This window comes from Aequoribacter fuscus, from assembly GCF_009910365.1.
In the GTDB taxonomy this organism is placed as follows: domain Bacteria; phylum Pseudomonadota; class Gammaproteobacteria; order Pseudomonadales; family Halieaceae; genus Aequoribacter; species Aequoribacter fuscus.
The window spans coordinates 2,204,300-2,225,547 of the sequence record NZ_CP036423.1 but is presented as its reverse complement, the minus strand read 5'-3'; the positions used below and the strand labels follow the sequence as shown (position 1 = coordinate 2,225,547).

The window sequence follows — 21,248 nt, the reverse complement described above, 5'->3', positions numbered from 1 at the left end:
GGCATAACCATTATCAAACACGAGGTGCGCGCCTGTGCGAAGTTTAGCCCTTCTTTTAATACTTATTGGCCTCGCGGCCTGCAGATCAGTAGATATCGATCCTCAAGTGGCCCAGAACTATGTGGTCGCGACGCAATCAGGACGCGCAGTACCCTCGGTTAGCCAAGATGTATTGACTTGGCGCGACATCCCTTACGCCCAAGCACCTGTTGGTGAGCTGAGATGGCGAGCTCCAGTGCCATACGAAGCCCCTAATGCTTTGATTCCCGCACAATTGCTGTCCGACACTCGCGATAGTGTTGCCTGCGTTCAACAGGCTTATGATGCGGGCGGTGTCCCGGGAGAGGGGATAGTCGGTACTGAGGACTGCCTGTACATGGATATCAAAGCCCAAGTCGGCTCGATTAGTGCTGAGAAGCCTGTGATGGTTTGGATCCATGGTGGTGGTAATACCTCGGGTTACAAGGGCTTTTACAACTTCGATGAGTTAGTGCGCCGCGAAGATGTGATTGTTGTGACCTTTAATTATCGTTTGGGACCGCTTGGTTGGTTTGTGCATCCCTCGATACAAACAGAAGGTGGCGAATTAAGAGGCGCCGCTAACTTCGGGCACCAAGACATCATTGAGGCACTAAAATGGGTGAAGACGAACATCCGGGGATTTGGGGGTGACCCTGATAATGTGACAATCTTTGGCGAATCGGCGGGTGGCCATAACGTTTTCGCAATGTTGGCATCACCCCTTGCTGATGGGTTGTTTCACAAGGCAATTTCGCAATCGGGCTACGTTAAGTCTGCTACGCCCGAGCAAGCGTTTAATCGCGACAACGCCGACCCAACAATGCGCCGCACGAGCTGGCAGCTGCTGCAGCAGTTGGATGTAGACCCCTTGGCGTCGGCAGATACTTTGCGAGGTCTTAATGCCCACGATTTGTACGAAGCTTACTACGAGCTCGATGGTGACGGTGACGTGCCGCTTACCGTGGCCGACGGTGTAGTGATACCTGAGCAGGGTTTTATGGCAGCCCTGGGCGATCCACGATACGCTAAAAACGTGCCGGTCATTGCTGGGGCGAACCGTGACGAGGTGACTCTGTGGCTCGGTACGCATCGATACTTTGTCGAGGCAAGCTATCCTTTCACCAAGCTGTTGCCACCAAGACTCAAAGTTAAAGACGCTGCGGTTTATCAAGATTGGATTCGCGTACGCTCGGCAGCTTGGAAAGTACGTGGTGTTGACCAACCATTAACGTATTTGCAAGACGCTGGCTACACCGATCTGTATGCCTATCGTTTTGACTGGGACGATCAAGAGACGTCATTCTTTGCCGATTTCCCTGCAATTATTGGCGCAGCACACGGGATAGATATTGCCTTTTTGACCGGTGCGTTTACTTATGGGCCGGTATCTCCCTGGGTTTATCCTGACTCAGAAGAGCGTCAAGAAATGATGGAGTTAATGATGGGTGCTTGGGCTGAATTTTCGCGTTCCGCCCAGCCAAAAACGCGCGTGGCATGGCCCGAATACACCACCGAGGAACGAGCTTTTATCCATCTTGACGTTAAAGATGCCCTGCGTACTGCGAAGGATACTGACACTATCGATTCCTTATTGGCTCGTATCGAAGGCTTTGACCACATGAGCCAACAGGAGCGTTGCCTCCTAGGGTGGGAGACACTGACCAAGGTCGGTCAACCGGATTATGAGCGCTTCGCGCAATGGACGTATTGTCAGCAGTTTGATGCCGTCGCCTTCCAACTTGAAGTCAAGAATGCCTTGATAGAGCAGTACGGCACGACCTCGGTGTTATGACCGAGGCCTCAACGCACTAGCGCTGTTTGTATTGCGTCGGACAATAGCCTCGATTTACAGAGGGGTCACGCAGAGATTGGTGTTTGGTTTTTCGGCCCGACACACGGGCTCGCCAGTTTTTAAAGGCTCGTGGTTTTAGTTGTTGGCGCATCAGTTTAATGGTGTCGGCCTCGGCCTCGGCCAAGCCAAACTGCTGTTCGATGGCTTCGAAAGGCGTGCGGTCTTCCCAAGCCATCTCGATTACGCGAGATACAGCCTCGGGTGTTGCGGTAATTGAGTCATAAGTCCATTTCATGATCAGCTTTACGTTTGAGGCCTTGAATAAGATCACTGATCAAGCGAGTGCTAGCCCAACCATGCTGGCAACTAGAGTGATGCAGCGTGTAAGTTTTTGTCTATTTTTTTAACAAATTGGTCATTGTGGATTTTTCGAGAGGTCCTCATCATGACCCCCTCAAAATTTTAAGGAGCAAGAAAATGCCTCATACTGCGTACATTTATGATGCGGTGCGAACTCCGCGAAGCAAAGGTAAAGCCGGCGGTAGCCTGTATCAAATCAAGCCCGTTGATTTGGGTGCGACATTGTTGCGAGAGCTGCAAGCGCGTCATGAACTGGATACCAGCTATGTTGATGACGTCGTCATGGGTTGTGTGACGCCAGTGGGCGAGCAGGGTGGCGACGTGGCTAAGATGATTGTGCAGAATGCCGACTGGGACGAGTCCGTAGCGGGTGTGCAGCTTGACCGTTTTTGTGCTTCTGGCTTAGAGGCGGTTAATATTGCCGCGCAGAAAATTGCGTCTGGCTGGGAAGATTTGGTGGTAGCCGGCGGCGTTGAGTGTATGTCGCGTGTGCCCATGGGCTCTGCCGGGGGAGCGATGGGTTCAGACCCTGCCTTCTCGTTAAAAACGGGCTTCGTGCCTCAAGGGATTGGTGCCGATACGATTGCAACCTTGGGCGGTTGGACCCGGGAAGATGTTGACGCCTTTGCTCTGGAGTCTCAAAAGCGCGCGACGCATGCGCGCGACAGCGGTTGGTTTGATAAAAGCGTGGTCCCTGTTAAGGATATCAATGGCGTTACCGTGCTTGAGCGCGACGACTTCATAAAGCCCAACACGACATTGGAAGGCCTTGCCTCACTGAAGCCCTCGTTCGCGATGATGGGTTCTATGGGCTTTGATGATGTCATTTTAGGCAAGTACAACCAGCTCGAGCGCATCGATCATGTGCACACGCCGGGTAACTCTTCGGGTATTGTCGACGGCTCTAGTGCGGTGCTGATCGGAAGCGAGAAGGCGGGCAAAGATCTGGGCTTGACGCCCCGCGGCCGCATTGTGGCAACAGCAATATTATCGACAGACCCTATTATTATGCTGACGGGTCCAGGCCCTGCGGCCAAAAAATGTCTGGCCAAGGCAGGTCTGACCGTAGCGGATATCGATTTGTGGGAAATTAACGAAGCTTTCGCCTCAGTCGCTTTACGTTACATGCAGGATTTGGGTATCGATCACTCGGTGACCAACGTCAACGGTGGCGCTATTGCGATGGGCCACCCTCTGGGTGCAACCGGTGCAATGTTGGTCAGCACTATGCTTGATGAGCTCGAGCGCCGTAACTTGCGTCGCGCAATGTTGTCGCTGTGTGTTGGTGGCGGCATGGGCATTTCCACAATCATCGAGCGCGTGTAAGCGACCTGCAAAGCTAAGGAGAAAATCATGAGTGTATTTCATTACGATAAAGACGACGCAGGCATCGTAACGGTCACAATGGATATGACCGGACCGGTCAATGCTATGAACGCTGAATACCAAACCGCTATGACCGAAACGGTCGAGCGTTTAGAAGCCGAACCTGATTTGCGCGGTGTTGTGTTCGCCTCGGCTAAAAAAGTATTTTTTGCTGGCGGTGATTTGAACGATTTGGTGAAAGTTCAGCCTGAAGAAGTCGAGCAGTTCTTTCAAGGCCTGCAAGCGACCAAGGCAGTGCTTCGACGTATCGAAAAGCTCCCCGTACCCGTAGCCGCGGCGATTAACGGCGCGGCCTTAGGCGGTGGGTTCGAAATTGCCCTTTGCTGCAACTACCGTGTTGCCTGGAATGATCGTTCGGTTCAATTGGGCTTGCCAGAGGTTACGCTTGGCCTGTTGCCTGGCGGCGGTGGTGTGGTGCGTATGACTCGCTTGTTGGGATTGGCGGCAGCGCTGCCTTACCTGACCGAAGGAACGCGCGTCACCCCTGACAAGGCCCTCGCGGCGGGCATGATCCACGCAACGGTCGATACCTTGGAAGAACTAGTCCCCAACGCTAAAGCATGGATCTTAGCGCAAGAAGATATTCAAGCCGCAGCGACTCAGCCCTGGGATACCAAAGGCTACAAAGTACCCGGCGGCGGCATTAACTCGCCCGGTGTGTCGCAATTGGTCATGATCGCGCCTGCCATGCTGTACTCAAAAACTCGCGGTTTGCTTCCAGCGCCTGCGCGTATCCTAGACTGCGCGGTAGAGGCTTTGCGATTAGATTTCGATGAAGCCTTAACCGTCGAGTCGCGTGGTTTGGCCAACTTGGTCATTACGCCAGTCGCGAAAAACATGATTTCGACATTCTTTTTTGGTTTGAACAAGATCAATGGTGGCGCCAGCCGTCCGAAAGGCGTCGAGAAGCGTCCAACCCAAAAAGTCGGCGTTTTGGGTGCGGGTATGATGGGGCAAGGTATTGCATATTCATCGGCCATGGCGGGTATTCAGGTCGTCTTAAAAGACATTAGCGTCGAAGCCGCCGAGAAAGGTAAAGCCTATACTGAAAAGCTATTGGCCAAGCGTGTTGCCAAAGGTCGCATGACCGAAGAGAAGAAGCAGGCCGTATTAGATCTGATTTTGCCAACAGCGTCGAACGAGGACCTGCAGGGTTGTGATCTGATTATCGAAGCGGTGTTCGAGAACATGAAGCTTAAGCACCAGATCACCGCTGAGCTTGAAGGTTATTTAACCGAAGACGGTGTATGGGGTTCGAATACATCCACCTTGCCTATCACGCAATTGGCTGACGGTAGCAGCAAGCCTGAAAACTTCATCGGTATCCACTTTTTCTCACCGGTCGATAAAATGCCTCTGGTCGAGATCATCTGTGGTGAAAAAACCAGCGATGAAGCTCTGGCTAAAGCCTTTGATTACACCGTGCAAATTAAGAAGACCCCGATCGTTGTGAACGATTCGCTTGGCTTTTTCACCTCTCGTACCTTTGGTACCTACCTAGACGAGGGTGTGCGTTTGCTGGACGAAGGTTTGCACCCCGTCAAGATCGACAACTTGGGTAAGGCTGTTGGTATGCCGGTGGGTCCCTTGGCGGTCTACGACGAAGTCAGCATGGAATTGTCACGTAAAGCGAACGCCACCTGGGAAGAAATGGGTGTGGTCGACAAGTGGGGCGACGGCAGCGTTGCCCGCAAAGTCGTCGGTATTATGATCGATGAACACGGTCGAGGCGGTCGCTACCACGGTGGCGGTTTTTATCAGTACCACGAAGACGGCTCGAAGGAGATTTGGTCTGGGTTATACGATATCTTCTACAAGCCTGAGTTCAGTATTGACGATCAAGAGGTCAAAGACCGTTTGCTATTCCGACAGGTGATTGAGGCACTAAAGTGCTTGGAATCTGGAGTGTTGCGCTCAGAAGAAGATGGCAATATTGGGTCGATTATGGGCATTGGGGCGCCACCATGGACGGGAGGGTTGCTGCAGTTTGTTAAAACCTACGGATATGGCAATTTCGTGTCGCGCTGTGAGGCGCTGGCTGCTCAATACGGTGATCGTTTCAATCCGCCGCAAATAGCCAAAGATCGCGCTTAATGGAAACGGGCTTCGGCCCGTTTTTTTTGACCTGGGTGTAGCTCGTTTGCCCTATCTCGAGAACAGTCGCCGCGGTACACTGGGTGATCTGGCCGGCGCGCGCCGTCGTATCGTTTGTTTTGTCACTTCGAGGCTCTACTATGAAAGCGTTCAGGATTGATCCTGTTGAGAAAAAAGTTGAAGAAATCGAGATTCACAACACTGGCGATATTGCCGAGGCGATAGGTTTCGATACGATCATATCTGACGAAATTGGTCCAAATGCGGATCATTTATATCTCGACGAAGACTGCTTCATCCGTGGTGCGGAGGGACGCTTTCAAATCGATAAGATAGCACCAGTGGCAGGGTTTGGTGTTGTTGCTGGCACCCATGATGGGCCGGATGAACTTAGTGATGTGTCGCAGACTCAAGCGGAGTTAGAGGCTCGAATTACGTACTTGTGAGCCGCGCACAAGAATAACATAGCTATGAATACCACATGGCTGCGTGCTAGGCATTCGGGCCAGTTGGTGTAAGGCTGAGGGTTTCGTCCATTCTTTAGGTAAAAAAAACCCCGCAGTAGCGGGGTTTAACTTATGCTTTGTTGTGAGCTTTTACAACACTTAGAAATCGTACTTTAAGCCAAGCTGTATTTGCCAAACTGATTGGCTAAGAATTTCTAGATTTTTGATAGACCTGTCACTGTTTAAGCTCTTGTATTTATACTGGCCATTTTCAATAATAGCTGATGCGACCCTTCGTTCATATTCATACGAAGTCCGTTCCACACGACCCCAATCGTCATTCAGCAAATTGCCGAAGTTTTCGATGTCTAGGAAGACTTTGAAACTGTGGTCGTCGCTAAATGCTGGCAGTTCTTGTTGGATGCGCACATCAAAGATGGTCGACCAACGCGAGTTGTCGCCATTTCTTGGTGCAATGCTACCTGCATACTGCGCTAGCTCAGAGCTGCTGATGTAGTCAAAGAACGCTTGCTGCGCTGCAGCGTCACCGTTAAAGGAGTTGGGAGAAAAAAGCGGGTCATTAATGCCAGAGGGTACGTATAGAAGATGGCCCGCATCGTCGTTGCTGCTTTCACGAGCACATTTGCCACCGCCTAAGTCAAGTACACAGTTGTTGTTTTCCTCGAAGGTGTAGCTGTAAGGCTGACCGCTGCGGCGTGTTGCGAATACCGACACCTTTGTTTCGTAGCCGGCGATTAACTCTTTGCTCCAGTTTAAGCGCAATTTGAACATGTGCTCGACTTGGAAGTTAGAGGTACCCTCGCGAGGACTTTGTCGGTCATATGCGGCAAAATCAGAGTAGTTAGACGTTGCCGTAGATGATGTGCCATAGCCAATGTCTTTGACATCGGAATTGGTATAGCTCATAAACAGATCGAAATCACCCGCTTTGGTGTTCCACTCTTTCGATGCAGCAAGGGCGAATAAGGTGCTCTCGCCGCCATCGAAGGAGCTCACTACGATAGATTGTTTTGCACCACCACCGCTACAATCATAAACGGGACGACCATCTGGCGCTTGTCCTGGTACTTGAGTGCAGCGAGCATCGTACCAGTAAGACGCATTGTCCAAGGTGTTGTAAAGCACGTCGGCAGAGAGTAACCAGTTTTCGCCCAAGAAACCTAAATCTGTCTCGTGCGCAACACCTAGACTCATTTTTGTCGTGGTGGGTATTTCGAAGTTTGGATCTAAAGCGTTTACAGATCCGTCAGGTGCTTCATTTGCCAATGCCGCAAGAACGTCGGCGGGTATGTACTGCCCCGTAGCACTGTCTGGTGTCGTTGGCACATTAATTGGGCCATCTGCACTCGTGCTGTCCGATATTACGCCGTCATTCGAGTAACTGTTCGAGATCCATACGCCGGGCGAGCCACCTGAGAAGCGACCAATGCCGCCTCGGACTGTGGTGTTATCCGATACGAACCATTTGAACGAAAGTCGTGGTAGAAGCACGTCAAGCCCATCGATGTCGTTGGTATTTGAAAAACCGTATCGATCGATAAAGTTTTGGTTTTCGCGAATCGTGCCATTGCTGGAATATTCGTCGTAGCGTAAACCAAAATCGATAATCAAGCTGCCATTTACATCCCAGCTATCTTGCAGGTAGATCGATTGATAGTCGTATCCCCAAATCGCTCTAAGGTCGTTCTCGTCGTTGGTGATAGCGTTGTCATATGACAAGCTCGAGGCCGTTGCATTCTGCAAGTCTGTGAGGCTGTCGAACAAATAGGACCCTTCAGAGTTTTGTGCGAACAGGTTGTCGACGTCGACTTCTTCTCTCTCGATGCCAAATTTGATGATGTGATCGCCCAATACATACTCGGCAACAAATTTAATCTGGAAAAACTCTTGGTCAAGCTCGTTGCCATGACGGTAGCGATCTGGACCAATTACTAAGTAATTGTTGTCGCCGTTGGCTTCCCTGAGGAAAACTGCCATCGACGGAAACTCCGATCCGTTTAACGAGTCTTGCCCCGTCGCCTGGGTCGTGCTCGCGATTTTCAATTCAGTAGAGAATGAGTCAGACCAATCCGAAAAGACGTGACCGATCATGCTCTCTACTTCTTCAGACCGGTCGTACCATGCGGATGAAGCGCCTAGTACGTTGTTACCGCCATTTGGGTTAAACGGTATTTCAAAATTATTACCGTTTTGCTCGATAATGGTGTTGCCTTCCGTGCTGATGTAGGTGAACTTTGCTCTGTGGTTTTCCGAAATGTTCCAGTCAACATTGGCTAAGATTTTTTCATCTTGCGCTGGGCTTTTTGAGAAACCGCCAATGTCAAAGCCCCATACATCACTCACGATTTGAGCAACTTGTGCTACATCGTCGGTGGTAATGTCCGGCTCAGTGTTGAGTGCGCCAGAACCGGCTGGTCCGCGGCTTAACGGGGCAATTTCTTCGTATTTGTCATAGGCAACAAAGAAAAACAGTTTGTCCTTAATGATTGGGCCGCCAAAGGTTGCTGCGAAAGTTTCCTCTTCAAACTGGAAGTCAAACTCATCGTCGCGGCTTTTGTCACCGATCATGCTGTCGTCTGTTGAGTAATAAGACACTGAACCTTTAAATTCGTTGGTGCCTGATTTGGTAACAGCATTGATGGTTCCACCTGTGAAGCCGTTGTATTCAACGTCGAATGGCGCGGTTTGAATTGATAGAGATTCAATCGCATCGTAAGAGATAGGCGAACGTTGTGAAGGATAGCCGTTAGCATTCAGACCAAAGCGATCGTTTAGCGCTACACCATCAATGGTAAGAGAGTTAAAACGGTTGTTAGCGCCAGCGATGCTCAATTCCTTGGCACCACCGCTTTGAACGTTGACCGATGCGAAAGGATCCAACTCGGCGGCATCAGTGATGTCTCGATCAATTGATACAACCTCTGACAAGGCTTTCAAGCCCAAAGTTGTAGTTAATGCCCCGCTTGAAAAACCCGTATCACCCAAGCTTTGCGCAGTAACTGTTACTTCTTCCATGGCCGTTGCAGATTTAACAGTCACGGGAAGACTGAACACTTCGTCGAGAGAGAGGTAAACATCGTCGATTTTAACATCTTGAAAGTCGCTACCGCTGATCGATATCAGGTAAGGACCACCCACTTTCAAGCTCCGCGCTGAGAATGAGCCCGATGCGTTCGTGGTGGTTTTCGATACGGTTCCAGAGGGTACGTGCGTGATGGTGACAACGGCATTTGAGAATGTCGTGCCGGTTTCTGACGCAACATTACCGCGTATCGATGATGTCGTTGAAGTCGCAAGTGCAGCAGACGACATCCCGACGGTGAGTGTTACAGCAACAGCCAGGCGGCTAAGCTTCGGTAAACCAATCATAAATGATGCTCCTAGTATTCATGTAGATGGGTTATGGTTAACTAAACTAGCGCAAATAATTTGCATTTTACTCAGAGCCGCAGCCAAAGAGCTGTGCATAGCACTAACCTAGGCGGCGAATTCTAGCGCAAAAGGTAATTGTGGATGGTTGCGATTTCATTACAAGGGTAGCATTTGGCACTTTTACACTAAAATAGTAGGGTGCTCTGAAACTGGCAGATGTTTGAGGGTGGGCTTCCAGCTTTTTGCCGTTGTTAATTGGCAGTAATTGTGCTGACATTGTCATAACTTTCACGTTATCGTCACAAGGGGAACTTAACCTTCCGTAGCGGTTTATAAAGGATTCAGAATCTATGTATTTCGAGGAGCGCGTGAGACAGGCCGCAACCTATCTATTGTGTGGTTTCATGTTTCAGTCCGCGTCATTTTGCATGGCGGCATTCGGTAATATTCCTACCAAGACCCGTATTGCCTTTGGTTCGTGCGCTGTCCAAGACAAACCCATGCCAGTGTGGTCAGCAGTGGTAGATCGCGACCCTGACGCGTTCTTGTTTTTGGGGGATAACGTTTACGCTGATACTGGCGCCTATAAGCTCATGCCTTCGCCTCGCAACTACGAGGTGGCTTATGAACGCCTGAAAAAGAACCCCGATTTTAATAAATTTCTTGTCGCGAGTCGGGCTCGCGAAATAGACGTTTTTGCCACGTGGGACGATCACGATTATGGGCTGAACGATGGCGGGGAAGAGCACACGGAGCGCTTAGAAGCCAAAGAAGCGTTTATTGATTTCTTTAGCCCCGTAGGTCTGGCTGAACCCTCACTTGATGAACCGGGTATTCACAATGCATCGATAATTGATCTGGCTGATTTAAAAGTCCAAGTCGTGATGTTGGATACTCGGAGTTTTCGTTCGCCTTTTATAAAATCGAAAAACTCAGACAGCTGCGAACGAGGAGGCTGGGTGTTTAGCAGCGACCCAGCTGCCACTATTTTGGGTGAGGATCAGTGGGGCTGGCTGGCTGAACAACTGCTGCAGCCCGCAGATTTGCGATTGATCGTTTCCAGTATTCAAGTGCTTCCTATCGAGCAATGCTTTGAAAAATGGGCAAACTTCCCTGCGGAGCGCGAGCGTTTACTGAGTTTAATCGCACAGAGTCAGGCTGAGGGTGTTGTGCTGCTGAGCGGTGATAGGCACTCGAGTGAGATTAGTGTGATCAATCGGCAGGACATTGGCTATCCGCTCTATGAAATTACCTCGAGTGGCCTAAATAACGCACTGCGTGGTCGATTTAATGTAGCTGATGAACCCAATAAATTCCGCGCATTTGATGCAAACGTCAGCTACAACAGCTTTGGCGAAATTGAAATTACAGGCGCTGACACCGAACACTTTTTGATTTTTAGGCTAATCGACGAGGAGGGTGTTGAGCTACAGGCCCTCGAAGTTGCCCTGCAGTCACTCCGGGCAAATTAGGCCGAGCATGGCTGTCATCAGAAACTCTTGGCATATCTGACTTTCTGTTGTTATTGTATTAAAAAAATAGAATACACAGGAGAAGGTATGGTCAGAACAGCGGCAGTAAGCGAATGTATGCACCGGTCACCACTCACGATTTCCGAGAGTGCAAGTATCGCGCAGGCGGTGCAAATCATTGTGGATAACAAGCTTACGGGCATTACGGTAATTGATGAGCACGGTGTGGTGGTGGGCGTCCTCTCTGAAATCGACTGTCTTAAAGCAATTTTGAATTCTATCTATAACGACGGTGATCCTGATCATCGCCTCGTGAATGAGTTCATGACGACAAAACTGAACACCTGTACACCAAGCGACAGCATTGTTGAAGTGGCGCAAAGCATGTTAGAGACCCAGCAGCGTCGCCGTCCTGTCCTAGAAGATGGTAAACTCGTCGGTCAGGTGAGCTCGGGGAACGTACTTTGGGCTTTAATGGAGTACTCTCGACGCAAAGCCTAGCGATAAACCGGTTTTGCGCCATTTGGTGAAGAATCGGTGTTGTTTGAACTGTCTTTCTTAGCCTGGCTGGGTTTGCTAGTCAGCGCTCTTCTTATCGGTATGGCGAAAACCGGTTTGCACGGTGTAGCTATGCCGACTGTGCCTCTGCTAGCGTTAATGTTCGGTGCTAAAGATTCCACGGGTCTTGCCTTAGGGATGCTCGTGGCCGCTGATATTATGGCAGTGCTCTATTATCATCGACACGCTGATTGGGCGGTGCTATGGCGTGTTTTTCCCGCTGCTGGGGTGGGTGTCGTGCTTGGAACGCTTATGGGCGACCTAATTACCGATGCGGGTTTTGCAGTGGCTATGGTGATATTTATTGTTGTGTCGCTGTTGCTTATGGTTTGGCAGGAGCTCAAGCAGTCTGTTTGGGTGCCCAAGCATCCAGTGTTTGCCGTCAGTGCTGGTGTGTTAGGAGGCGTGACGACAATGGTTGGCAACATGGCGGGGCCCGTGATGTCTTTGTATTTGTTAAGCCAACGTCTTCCCAAGCAAACCTATATCGGTACCGTCGCCTGGTTTTTCTTGGCAGTAAACCTCTTCAAAATACCGTTTCACGTGTTTGCTTGGGAAACCATCACGGTTGATACGGTTCTTGTCAATTGTTTGATGGTTCCGATCATCGGTTTGGGCGCGTGGACTGGTATTCAGTTGGTAAAACGGATAGGTGACAAGAACTATCGTTGGTTCATTATCGCGACAACAGGTTTGACCGCTATCGTGATGCTGTTGCGCGGCTAGCGAGGGGCGGTGGTTTAGGTGGGTTTATGAGCGAGGGCGCGAGGCACCCTCGTCACGCTCTTTATGCTTGTAAGAACTCGCAGCGAGTTGCCTGGTTAAGTTTGAACACGCCACCGAGTGCCGTTGTTCGCGTATGTGAGTTTGCATCCATGACGCCCCGCGATTTTACGCAGTAGTGGGTCGCGTTCATGGTCACTGCTACGTCGTCGGTTTGCAGTAGGGTCTGCAGCGCAACCAATACCTGCTGAGTCAAGCGTTCCTGGACCTGGGGGCGCTGAGCGAAGAATCGAACAATGCGGTTGATCTTAGATAAGCCAATAATTTTTTCTTTTGGTATGTAAGCGATCTTTGCAACGCCATCAATGGTAACAAAGTGGTGCTCGCATGTGCTGATGAGCGAGATGTCATCAATGCACACCATTTCTTCGACATTCATTTTGTTATCGATTACCGAAATCTTTGGGAATTGGGAATAGTCTAAGCCAGAGAAAATCTCATCGACGTACATTTTTGCGATGCGATGCGGCGTCTCGGCGAGACTGTCGTCGTTTAAATCAAGCCCCAGTGCCTCAGTGATTTGCGTGAAAGCCTCTTTGATGGTCTGGTATTTGTCATCTCTTGAAAGGCTGTTGGTGGTCATGGGGGTTTCAAGACCAGCTGCAACAAGGGCGTCTCGAACTTGTTGTGCTTCCGCGCTTAGCTCTGTAGGTATGCTCAGAGTTTGGGCTTTTAATGCTGATGTCATAGCGATCTCCTAATAACTAACCTTGGTACGCGACAGGTACTCAGTCAGATTACCGATTTACCAACGAATCATGTCGGCGATCACTGATGCCAGTACTAATAGTCCACTCAGATACAAGCTAACGAGCCACGCAATAATTGCTTTGGCGTGGGGGTGGCCGGCCCTAACCAGCAGTGCCAGCAATGCGGTGAGAGAGATCTTTGACCCCACAGTTTTTGCGTTTTTCAATATCCCCATTTGGTCCCGCGGGCTCAGACAGTGACACTGCCAACCCAAATAAGTGATCAAGTGACGGGTGGCAGCATAGGGGCCGTGCCAGCGGATAGATGTATCACGGCCCGCTTCCCATAATCCTTGCGCATTGACCAAAATAAGATTGGGTCCATCTTGGCCAATGAATCCGTGACGCGAACTCAGAGCATATAAACCGCTCAACGCACTACTTACTGCGACGAGTGCTATCGCTGCTGTTTCAAGGGAGTTCAAATCGATATGCTGGATAATGACCACCGCGAGTAAGCACAGGGCGGCACCGCCACCTGTTAGAGACAGCAATCTGCGCCACTGAAATTGTGGGTTGTACCAACGCGCACTGGGCGGTAGTTCGAGCAGACCTTGGCTGGGACTGCTCGTATCGTGTCTGGCGAGTTCGTTTAGCCATCTGTGAGTAAAAAAGATCATGAGGCCCAGCGGTAAGATCCCCAATAAAATCGCTGCGCTTAAGGTCAGAAAGCTGCGTTCACGAAAGTGCACCGCTTCGAGCGCCTGCCTTGGCGCCAGTAAAGCCTGATTATTGAATGAGGCTTCTACTGTGCCGGCACCGGCAAATTTTAAGAACGCGCCAGAGTGCTCTGGAATGGCCAACACGGAATCACGCCATTTCACTAAGCCTGCAAGAGCGTGCTCGATTTGGATGGTTTGTAGATGTTCCCCCAAGGGAGAAAATCTGTGCAGTGAGTCCTTTCCATGTTTGCTCAAAACGATCCACCAACCGTTTTGCGTTTCCACAAAACTTTTTACTCGGCTGGTTAAGGGGTCAGGATCGGCTGGGTCAATAAACAAAATCTGGTCTAGCTCGCGCATGAACGTGCGGTCGTCAATGCTGAATACACGTAGAGCCGGCGCATCGGGGTCAGAGGCGTACATCAGACCTTCGAACATCGCGAAGGTTTCATCGCCCAAGGCCAGGGTAGTGCTACGGGAACGCTCGTTATCTGGGTTGTAAGCCGACAAGTAGGAGCCGTGGTTGATGTATAAGCGCTCGGATGAGGGCTCAAAAAACAAGTCTAAGGCCTTTGGGAATACTTTAAGACTTTCGATGAATCTGCACTCTACGGGCTCTGTCTGACAAAGAAAGGTGCCCTCGATAAGTTCTTGGGTATTGTGCGGAGTGTCAATCCAGCGGGAGCCAGCCAGCGCAAATCGATCGGTGGAGAGGAGCGCGGGTTTGCCGCGAATTTCGCTTAAGTTTAAATCGCGCAGAGAAAAATCATACCTTATCAATCCTGCATGATCGTGCACAACCGCTCGCTCTGGCGTCGTCAGCAGCAGGGTGCCGTTATCTAAAGCGACGCCATTGACATCAAATTGAGGTAAAGGTGCCGGCCAGTGTTTCCAGTAAGCGCTGAGCACAAGGCCCAATACGCACAGTAGTAAGCTCACCAATGCGGTGGCTGCTGCGGTAGATCGCAATTGAGTTTTTTCGGCGGCGACGTGTTGTACCTCGGTGCGTTTTAGCAAATAAGGATTCGGTGCGATCGCGTCGGGCTCTGTTTTACTGCTGTTATTGTCTTGTTCGTCGGTATCAGAGTCTGAACGTTCAAGAGCAGGAGCAGGAGCAGGAGCAGGAGCAGGAGCAGGAGCTGGAGCTGGAGTTGGTGCTGGTGCTGGTGCTGGTGCTGGTGCTGGTGCTGGTGCTGGTGCTGGTGCTGGGGTGTTGCGCCGAACTTTGATGTCGGCGCCAATGCCCCTTAGCTGCACATAAAGCTTTGATGCTAGCGGCTTAGAAGCCGATTTTTTTAGCGTTATCGCTTTGCCGTTAAATAGTATCTTGGCTTTTTCTGGTGCGAGTTTAAGAACCTTTGCGAGAGCCTGCTCGACATCGTGTTGATCAAAGCCTTCAATGGCTCGACCCAGAAAGACGATGTCAAACAGTTCCTCGCTCATAGGTGTTGAGTGTGCTTAGTGTATGCCGCGCATGCCTTTTTTCAACAGAGGGCTAATGACCAACAGAGCAATACCTGCGCCCAAACCTAGCCAGAGCAGGAACTGAAACAGTTCTGTGTACGATGCCAGGGCCTCACTGATACTCAAGACCTCACCCTCGTGCGTGTCAATAGCGGCGAGCTTCGAAAGCTGTGCTGCGACGAACTCCGAGTATGCAGTTGCTAAGAACCAAGCGCCCATCATCACGCCGACCACTCGGTGCACCGCCAGTTTGGTGACCGCAGACAAACCGACAGGTGACAGGCAAAGCTCTCCTGTCGTGTGCAGCAAGTAGGCGAGTACCATCCAGATTGCGGCGACTCGACCACTCTCATCGGGCATGGATGCGCCAATGACCAGAGCACCAAACCCTAAACCTGCCTGCATGATTCCCAGCGCGAACTTGACGGGAGTGCTGGGTTCCATGCCGCGCTTGCCTAAGAAGACCCAAAGCAGGGCGAAGACTGGTGCGAACAAAAAGATGAAAAAGGCATTCAAAGAGCCAAATTGTGCCGCGGTCAATTCCATGCCGAGAAGGTTACGGTCCATAACGCGATCGGCATATAAGGTCATAGACGCAGCGCTCTGCTCAAACAAGGCCCAGAATACAACGCTCGACAGTGTCAGCACGATCAATACAATCATGCGTGACCGTTCTTCAGCGTCACACTGTGTTGCGATAAACCAAGACAGTCCCACCAACACAATAACGCTTAAGGTATTCAATAAGGTGCCAACGGCTCCATGGAATTGCAGCATTTGCCATACGATGGCGACCGCAAATACCGAACCCAGGTAAATGGTATTTTCGCGGGACAATGCACCCATAAGCTTTTCTTTAAGCAATTCGTCGCTGGGCGGTTCAGCCAGGCCGCGTAAATATTTTTGGCCACGAATGAATGTGACCAAGCCAAACAACATGCCGATACCCGCGGCACCGAATCCGTAACGCCACCCGTAGGTCTCGCCTAGATAGCCACACAACAGGGTTGCGACGAACGATCCGAGGTTGATACCCATGTAAAAAATGGTAAAGCCCGCGTCGCGACGCGGGTCTTCTTTGCTGTATAGCTGACCGACGATGGTCGAGATGTTCGGTTTTAAAAAGCCCACACCAATCACTATTAAGGCTAAGGACGCATAAAAGATTTGAAGAGCTTGGGTGTCTTGAACCACCTCGCCTGCTACCATACGCGCTTGCTCGCCCTCGAAAGCCATGCCTAAGTGCCCGAGCACGAGCAAAATGCCCCCAAAAATGACAGCTTTGCGCATGCCGAGATAGCGATCAGCCAGCAGGCCACCGATAACGGGCATGGCATACACAAGCGCTGCGTATCCGCCAAGGACTTCTAGGCCGGCTCCATCCGAAAATAAGTGGTATTTGGTCAAATACAGCAGTAGCAGGTACTTCATGCCGTAGAATGAAAAGCGTTCCCACAACTCAGTTGCGAAACACACAAATAAGCCTTTTGGATGCCCGAAAAAAGCTGTGTCTTCGGCGGCAAACGCTGCGTTGGTCATTATTCTATGCCCTTTTAGTAATGAGTATTGAATGAAGGCGTCAATATAGCACGTGCTACGCGTCTGTCGACCGTAAGTGTATCTCCAGTGCCTTGCCAAATTCTAATGGGTCTTTGATGCGTTTTACTTGCTCGAATAGCAGCGCAGCTTGACTGTGATAGTGTTTTAGATACACCAGCCATTGCTTGACCGGGCTTGGTGTATATTTAGCGTCGTAGTGATGGCCTTGCGCTTCAAAAAACTCGAGCAGTAGCGCTGCAATTTGGCGCCATGGCAGCACTTCCTGTTGTTGATTGTTTTGCTCTTGTCGAATCAATCGCCCCAGCTCCGGGCGCATAAGGGCGCCACGCGCTAACATCAAGCGATCGCAACCCGAGACATTGGCGCATTGTAGGGCGTCTGCGGTACTCCAAACTTCACCGTTAGCGACAATCGGGATGTCTGTGAGTGACTTAACGTCGTTAATGCGGTGCCAGTGCGCCGGCGGCTTGTAACCTTGCACTTTGGTCCGCGCGTGAACTGTAATCTCGGTAGGAGCAGCCTTATCTAGCCGGCGTATTAGGGTCTCGAAGAGCGTGTCGTCGGAGAAGCCCAATCGAACTTTGGCGGTGACAGGTATGTGGGACGGTACCTGATCGCGAACGCAGGCAACGATGTCACCGACAAGGTCGGGCGTTTGTAAGAGCGACGCACCACCCTTGGACTTATTGACAGTTTTGGCTGGGCAACCAAAATTTAAGTCGATGCCCTTAGCGCCCAGATCAACCGCTCGCAGGGCGTTTTTGGCCAATATCTGGGGATTGCTGCCCAAAAGCTGGAGATACACTGGCGTGTTATTCGACGTTACGCCCGCCTGTTTAAGCTCTGGGCAGATCTTATGAAAAACACGCTCAGGTAAGAGCTTGTCGGTGACCCGCAAGAACTCGGTCACGCAGCGCTGGTAAGGCCCCAATCGCGTTAAGAGTGCTCGCATGGTGTGGTCTATGACACCTTCCATGGGGGCCAGCATGAGTGTGAGCGGTGACACGGACAAATTTTTCTGAATACCACTTATAAACAAAGATGAATGCAAAATCGCGGGGTGCTGCGCTATGATAGCCCAATACTTACGTTCGGTGGAGCTTATGGAGCCTTTAATCAGTCAAGGACTGACCCTGATGTTCTATGGTATGACGACGGTCGTGCTATTTTTACTGCTGCTGGTGCTTGCTATGCGAGTATTGGCCTGGTTCGTGAGCTTGTCCCCCACTCAAGCAGTTAAGCCAGCGTCTACGTCGACGTTGGCATCCGGCGCGAGCCCAAATGAAGAGACCGTCGCTGCAATCGCTGCGGCGGTAAAACGTTATCGCGATCGCACATAGCGTCCAAGTGATCAGCTGCAGCGACCACAAAGAGGAGAGTTTCCATTGACTAAAACGCCTTTGGGTATTACCGACGTCGTTCTTCGAGACGCCCACCAATCGCTTTTGGCGACCCGATTCCGTTTGGAGGATATGCTGCCCATAGCCAGCGAGTTGGATAAAGTCGGTTTTTGGTCGGTTGAGACCTGGGGCGGCGCAACGTTTGATGCCTGTATCCGTTATTTGGGTGAAGATCCCTGGGAGCGCATCAGAGAACTGAAAAAAGCCATGCCCAATACGCCTCAACAAATGCTCTTGCGCGGTCAAAATATATTGGGTTACCGGCATTATGCAGACGATGTTGTTGACGCGTTTGTTGAGCGTGCGGCCATTAATGGCGTTGACGTGTTCCGAGTGTTTGACGCGATGAATGATGTGCGCAACCTGCAAACGGCCATGGCGGCAGTCAAACGGGTGGGCAAACATGCCCAAGGCACGCTGTCTTATACCCTAAGCCCTGTGCACACATTGGATATGTGGGTCGATATGGGTAAACGCCTTGAGGATATGGGCGCAGACTCGATTGCCATCAAGGACATGGCAGGCTTGCTGCGACCTTACGAGGGTTTCGAATTGGTGTCGCGCTTGAAGGCTAGCTGTGAGATCCCAATTCATATGCAATGCCACGCGACGACCGGTTTGTCGACGGCGACTATCTTAAAGTGCGTCGAGGCGGGTATTGATAACGTCGATACGGCAATTTCTTCAATGTCGATGACCTATGGTCATTCTCCTACTGAGTCTGTGGTGTCAATTTTGCAAGGCACGGACCGTGATACAGGGTTAGATATCGGCTTGCTAGAATCGATCGCAGCCTATTTTCGCAAAGTTCGTAAGCAATATGCCGAGTTTGAGGGCTCACTGCGGGGGGTTGATTCACGTATCTTGGTCGCACAAGTCCCCGGCGGCATGCTCACCAATATGGAAAATCAACTGCGTGAGCAGGGTGCAGTCGATCGCTTAGACGAGGTCCTGGAGGAAATCCCCAGTGTGCGAGAAGATCTAGGCTACATTCCCCTGGTGACCCCCACCTCGCAAATTGTTGGTACGCAGGCGGTTATGAATGTGTTGTCTGGGGAGCGCTACAAGTCGATTTCGCGCGAAACGGCAGGTGTACTTAAAGGCGAGTATGGTGCTACGCCCGCCTCGGTCAATGTCGAGTTGCAGGCGCGCGTGCTCGAAGGTGCAGAACCCATTACCTGCCGGCCAGCAGATTTGTTAGCTCCAGAACTGCAAACGTTAACAAAAGAGCTCGAGCAGCTGGCAGCAGAGCAGGGTATTGAGCTCGACGCCGACAATAGGATTGACGATGTGTTGACCTATGCCTTGTTCCCTCAGGTGGGTCTTAAATTTCTTCAGAACCGCGGTGATATGTCGGCATTTGAACCGCACCCTAAGAATCGTGCTGAGCCCAAAGCGGCTGCGGTTAGCGCGCCCAGTGCGGGTGGCACAGAGGTTTATGATGTTGCCGTCAACGGTAAAGTATACAGCGTTCAAGTTGCGCCCAGTGGCGAGCTCGGTGCGATCGTGGAGCGCGCTTTAGCCACAGAACCTGCTGCAGCCAGCGCTGTCCGCACCCCAACTGCGGGAGCTTCAATTGTTGCGCCACTCGCGGGCACCATTGTGCGTGTTCCTGTACGTGTGGGTGACAGAGTCTCACAGGGGGACGTGGTGTTAATTTTGGAAGCCATGAAAATGGAAACCGAAATTCGCGCTCCGGCCGATGGTATCGTTAATTCGATTGATGTCACGGCCGGCGATTCTGTAGCGATCGGCATGAATTTGATGGTGATCGGTTAAATGGAAAAGCTGTTATTGCTGTGGTCATCGTCAGGATTGGCCCAAGCGGAAATGGGGCAAGTCGTTATGATTGCCGTTTGTTTACTGTTGTTGTACCTGGCGATCAATAAGGGGTTCGAACCCCTTTTGCTTTTGCCCATCGGTTTCGGAGGTGTTCTTGCGAATATTCCCGGGGCCGGTTTGGCCTCACCCGTGCTTGAGAACGCCGTTCATTTTGGGTCGGCCGCCTTGATTGACCAGCTTAATCTGCTCGCAGGTGCGGACAATCTCTCGGGTAAGGCGCTTCTTCATCTTCTTGAAGGGTTGGCTCCCGCGGATCGCCTGTTGGCCGAGAGCTATGCTCATGCCGCGGGATTTAGCGATGGCATGCTGTATCAGTTTTACTCGGTGGCCATTGGCTCGGGTATAGCCCCCTTAGTCATTTTTATGGGCGTGGGTGCTATGACCGATTTTGGCCCCTTGCTGGCCAACCCCAAAACCCTCATTTTGGGTGCTGCGGCACAGTTCGGCATTTTTGCCACGGTGTTAGGTGCTGTGGGTTTAAGTGCGCTCGGTCTGATGGACTTTAGTTTGGCTGACGCTGCAGCGATTGGCATTATCGGCGGTGCTGATGGCCCGACCGCGATTTATGTTTCAAGCATCCTAGCGCCGGATTTGTTGGGCGCTATTGCGGTGGCAGCTTACTCTTATATGGCCCTTGTGCCATTGATTCAGCCACCGATTATGCGAGCACTGACAACAGTGGATGAGCGCAAAATTGTCATGAGCCAATTACGCGACGTGTCGCGCCGAGAAAAAGTGCTATTCCCGATCATACTTCTGGTCTTGGTTGCACTGCTGTTGCCAGATGCCGCGCCTTTGTTGGGTATGTTTTGCTTGGGTAATTTAATGCGAGAGAGCGGGGTAGTTGATCGCTTGTCAGATACAGCCCAGAACGCCTTGATTAACATCACCACGATCTTTTTGGGTTTGTCGGTAGGCGCCAAACTGGTGGCCGACAAATTTTTAGATGTGAACACGCTGGGTATTCTTGCTCTGGGTATTGTTGCGTTCTCGATTGGTACAGCGGCCGGTATTTTGATGGCTAAATGTCTGAATCTGTTCTCCAAGCAAAAAGTGAATCCATTGATCGGATCTGCGGGGGTATCTGCCGTACCTATGGCTGCGCGCGTTTCGAATAAATTGGGGCTTGAGGCCGATCCGCAAAACTTTTTGCTGATGCACGCGATGGGTCCGAATGTGGCGGGTGTTATTGGATCTGCTGTGGCGGCTGGCGTCATGATCGCGTTGGTGGGTGCTTAACGGATTCACTGGATGCGGCATCAGCGA

The 21,248-nt window shown here is 51.1% G+C and carries 16 protein-coding genes; 10 read left to right on the top strand and 6 right to left on the bottom strand.

Translation table 11 applies throughout. The annotated features are described in order from the left end of the window. Positions 1-34 precede the first annotated feature (34 nt). Positions 35-1,813 carry a carboxylesterase/lipase family protein gene (locus tag EYZ66_RS09935; protein ID WP_160195661.1) on the top strand — a complete coding sequence of 593 codons (1,779 nt, stop codon included), beginning with the start codon at positions 35-37 and terminating at the stop codon, positions 1,811-1,813. Between the two features lie 16 nt (positions 1,814-1,829). Here EYZ66_RS09935 and EYZ66_RS09930 read toward each other — a convergent pair whose 3' ends face one another. Then, positions 1,830-2,108, bottom strand: a complete 279-nt coding sequence (locus EYZ66_RS09930) for a TIGR03643 family protein (RefSeq protein ID WP_009577029.1) — start codon at positions 2,106-2,108, stop codon at positions 1,830-1,832. A gap of 182 nt (positions 2,109-2,290) precedes the next feature. Between EYZ66_RS09930 and EYZ66_RS09925 the strand changes: the two genes are divergently transcribed. The 3 genes from EYZ66_RS09925 to EYZ66_RS09915 all read left to right on the top strand — a co-directional run bounded on the left by EYZ66_RS09925 (position 2,291) and on the right by EYZ66_RS09915 (position 6,099). Then, positions 2,291-3,499: an acetyl-CoA C-acetyltransferase gene (locus tag EYZ66_RS09925; protein ID WP_009577027.1), complete on the top strand. Its 1,209-nt coding sequence runs from the start codon at positions 2,291-2,293 to the stop codon at positions 3,497-3,499. Between the two features lie 27 nt (positions 3,500-3,526). Further along, entirely contained in the window at positions 3,527-5,653 is a 2,127-nt protein-coding gene (locus EYZ66_RS09920; RefSeq protein ID WP_009577026.1) for a 3-hydroxyacyl-CoA dehydrogenase NAD-binding domain-containing protein, read from the top strand. A 140-nt stretch (positions 5,654-5,793) separates the two neighbouring features. After that, positions 5,794-6,099, top strand: coding sequence for a hypothetical protein (locus tag EYZ66_RS09915; RefSeq protein WP_009577025.1), 306 nt, complete (start codon positions 5,794-5,796; stop codon positions 6,097-6,099). Between the two features lie 159 nt (positions 6,100-6,258). On the opposite strand, the gene EYZ66_RS09910 is transcribed toward EYZ66_RS09915, so the two are convergent. After that, the gene (locus EYZ66_RS09910; RefSeq protein WP_160195660.1) at positions 6,259-9,489 is read right to left on the bottom strand and encodes a TonB-dependent receptor; all 3,231 of its coding nucleotides are present in this window, start codon (positions 9,487-9,489) and stop codon (positions 6,259-6,261) included. A 371-nt stretch (positions 9,490-9,860) separates the two neighbouring features. Here EYZ66_RS09910 and EYZ66_RS09905 point away from each other — a divergent pair, with 371 nt between their 5' ends. The 3 genes from EYZ66_RS09905 (at position 9,861) to EYZ66_RS09895 (ending at position 12,248) form a co-directional block, all read left to right on the top strand. After that, positions 9,861-10,964, top strand: coding sequence for an alkaline phosphatase D family protein (locus EYZ66_RS09905; RefSeq protein WP_158027011.1), 1,104 nt, complete (start codon positions 9,861-9,863; stop codon positions 10,962-10,964). 87 nt (positions 10,965-11,051) lie between these two features. Further along, a complete protein-coding gene (locus tag EYZ66_RS09900; RefSeq protein ID WP_235714742.1) occupies positions 11,052-11,465 on the top strand; it encodes a CBS domain-containing protein in 414 nt (137 codons plus the stop codon). A gap of 36 nt (positions 11,466-11,501) precedes the next feature. Next, positions 11,502-12,248 carry a sulfite exporter TauE/SafE family protein gene (locus EYZ66_RS09895; RefSeq protein WP_009576527.1) on the top strand — a complete coding sequence of 249 codons (747 nt, stop codon included), beginning with the start codon at positions 11,502-11,504 and terminating at the stop codon, positions 12,246-12,248. 61 nt (positions 12,249-12,309) lie between these two features. Here EYZ66_RS09895 and folE read toward each other — a convergent pair whose 3' ends face one another. From folE to EYZ66_RS09875, 4 genes are read right to left on the bottom strand one after another with little or no spacing between them, the layout of a single operon-like run. After that, positions 12,310-12,993 carry a GTP cyclohydrolase I FolE gene (gene folE / locus EYZ66_RS09890; protein ID WP_009576526.1) on the bottom strand — a complete coding sequence of 228 codons (684 nt, stop codon included), beginning with the start codon at positions 12,991-12,993 and terminating at the stop codon, positions 12,310-12,312. Positions 12,994-13,050: 57 nt separating this feature from the next. Further along, entirely contained in the window at positions 13,051-15,159 is a 2,109-nt protein-coding gene (locus EYZ66_RS14215; protein ID WP_216090317.1) for a hypothetical protein, read from the bottom strand. Positions 15,160-15,174: 15 nt separating this feature from the next. Beyond that, entirely contained in the window at positions 15,175-16,719 is a 1,545-nt protein-coding gene (locus EYZ66_RS09880; RefSeq protein ID WP_009577266.1) for a peptide MFS transporter, read from the bottom strand. 55 nt (positions 16,720-16,774) lie between these two features. Continuing rightward, the gene (locus tag EYZ66_RS09875) at positions 16,775-17,746 is read right to left on the bottom strand and encodes a tRNA dihydrouridine synthase (RefSeq protein WP_235714751.1); all 972 of its coding nucleotides are present in this window, start codon (positions 17,744-17,746) and stop codon (positions 16,775-16,777) included. A gap of 64 nt (positions 17,747-17,810) precedes the next feature. Between EYZ66_RS09875 and EYZ66_RS09870 the strand changes: the two genes are divergently transcribed. The 3 genes from EYZ66_RS09870 to EYZ66_RS09860 are packed head-to-tail and all read left to right on the top strand — an operon-like array spanning position 17,811 to position 21,221. Next, entirely contained in the window at positions 17,811-18,080 is a 270-nt protein-coding gene (locus EYZ66_RS09870; protein WP_083814426.1) for an OadG family protein, read from the top strand. A gap of 45 nt (positions 18,081-18,125) precedes the next feature. Further along, positions 18,126-19,919, top strand: a complete 1,794-nt coding sequence (oadA, locus tag EYZ66_RS09865) for a sodium-extruding oxaloacetate decarboxylase subunit alpha (protein ID WP_009577260.1) — start codon at positions 18,126-18,128, stop codon at positions 19,917-19,919. After that, positions 19,920-21,221, top strand: coding sequence for a sodium ion-translocating decarboxylase subunit beta (locus EYZ66_RS09860; protein ID WP_009577258.1), 1,302 nt, complete (start codon positions 19,920-19,922; stop codon positions 21,219-21,221). Positions 21,222-21,248 lie beyond the last annotated feature (27 nt).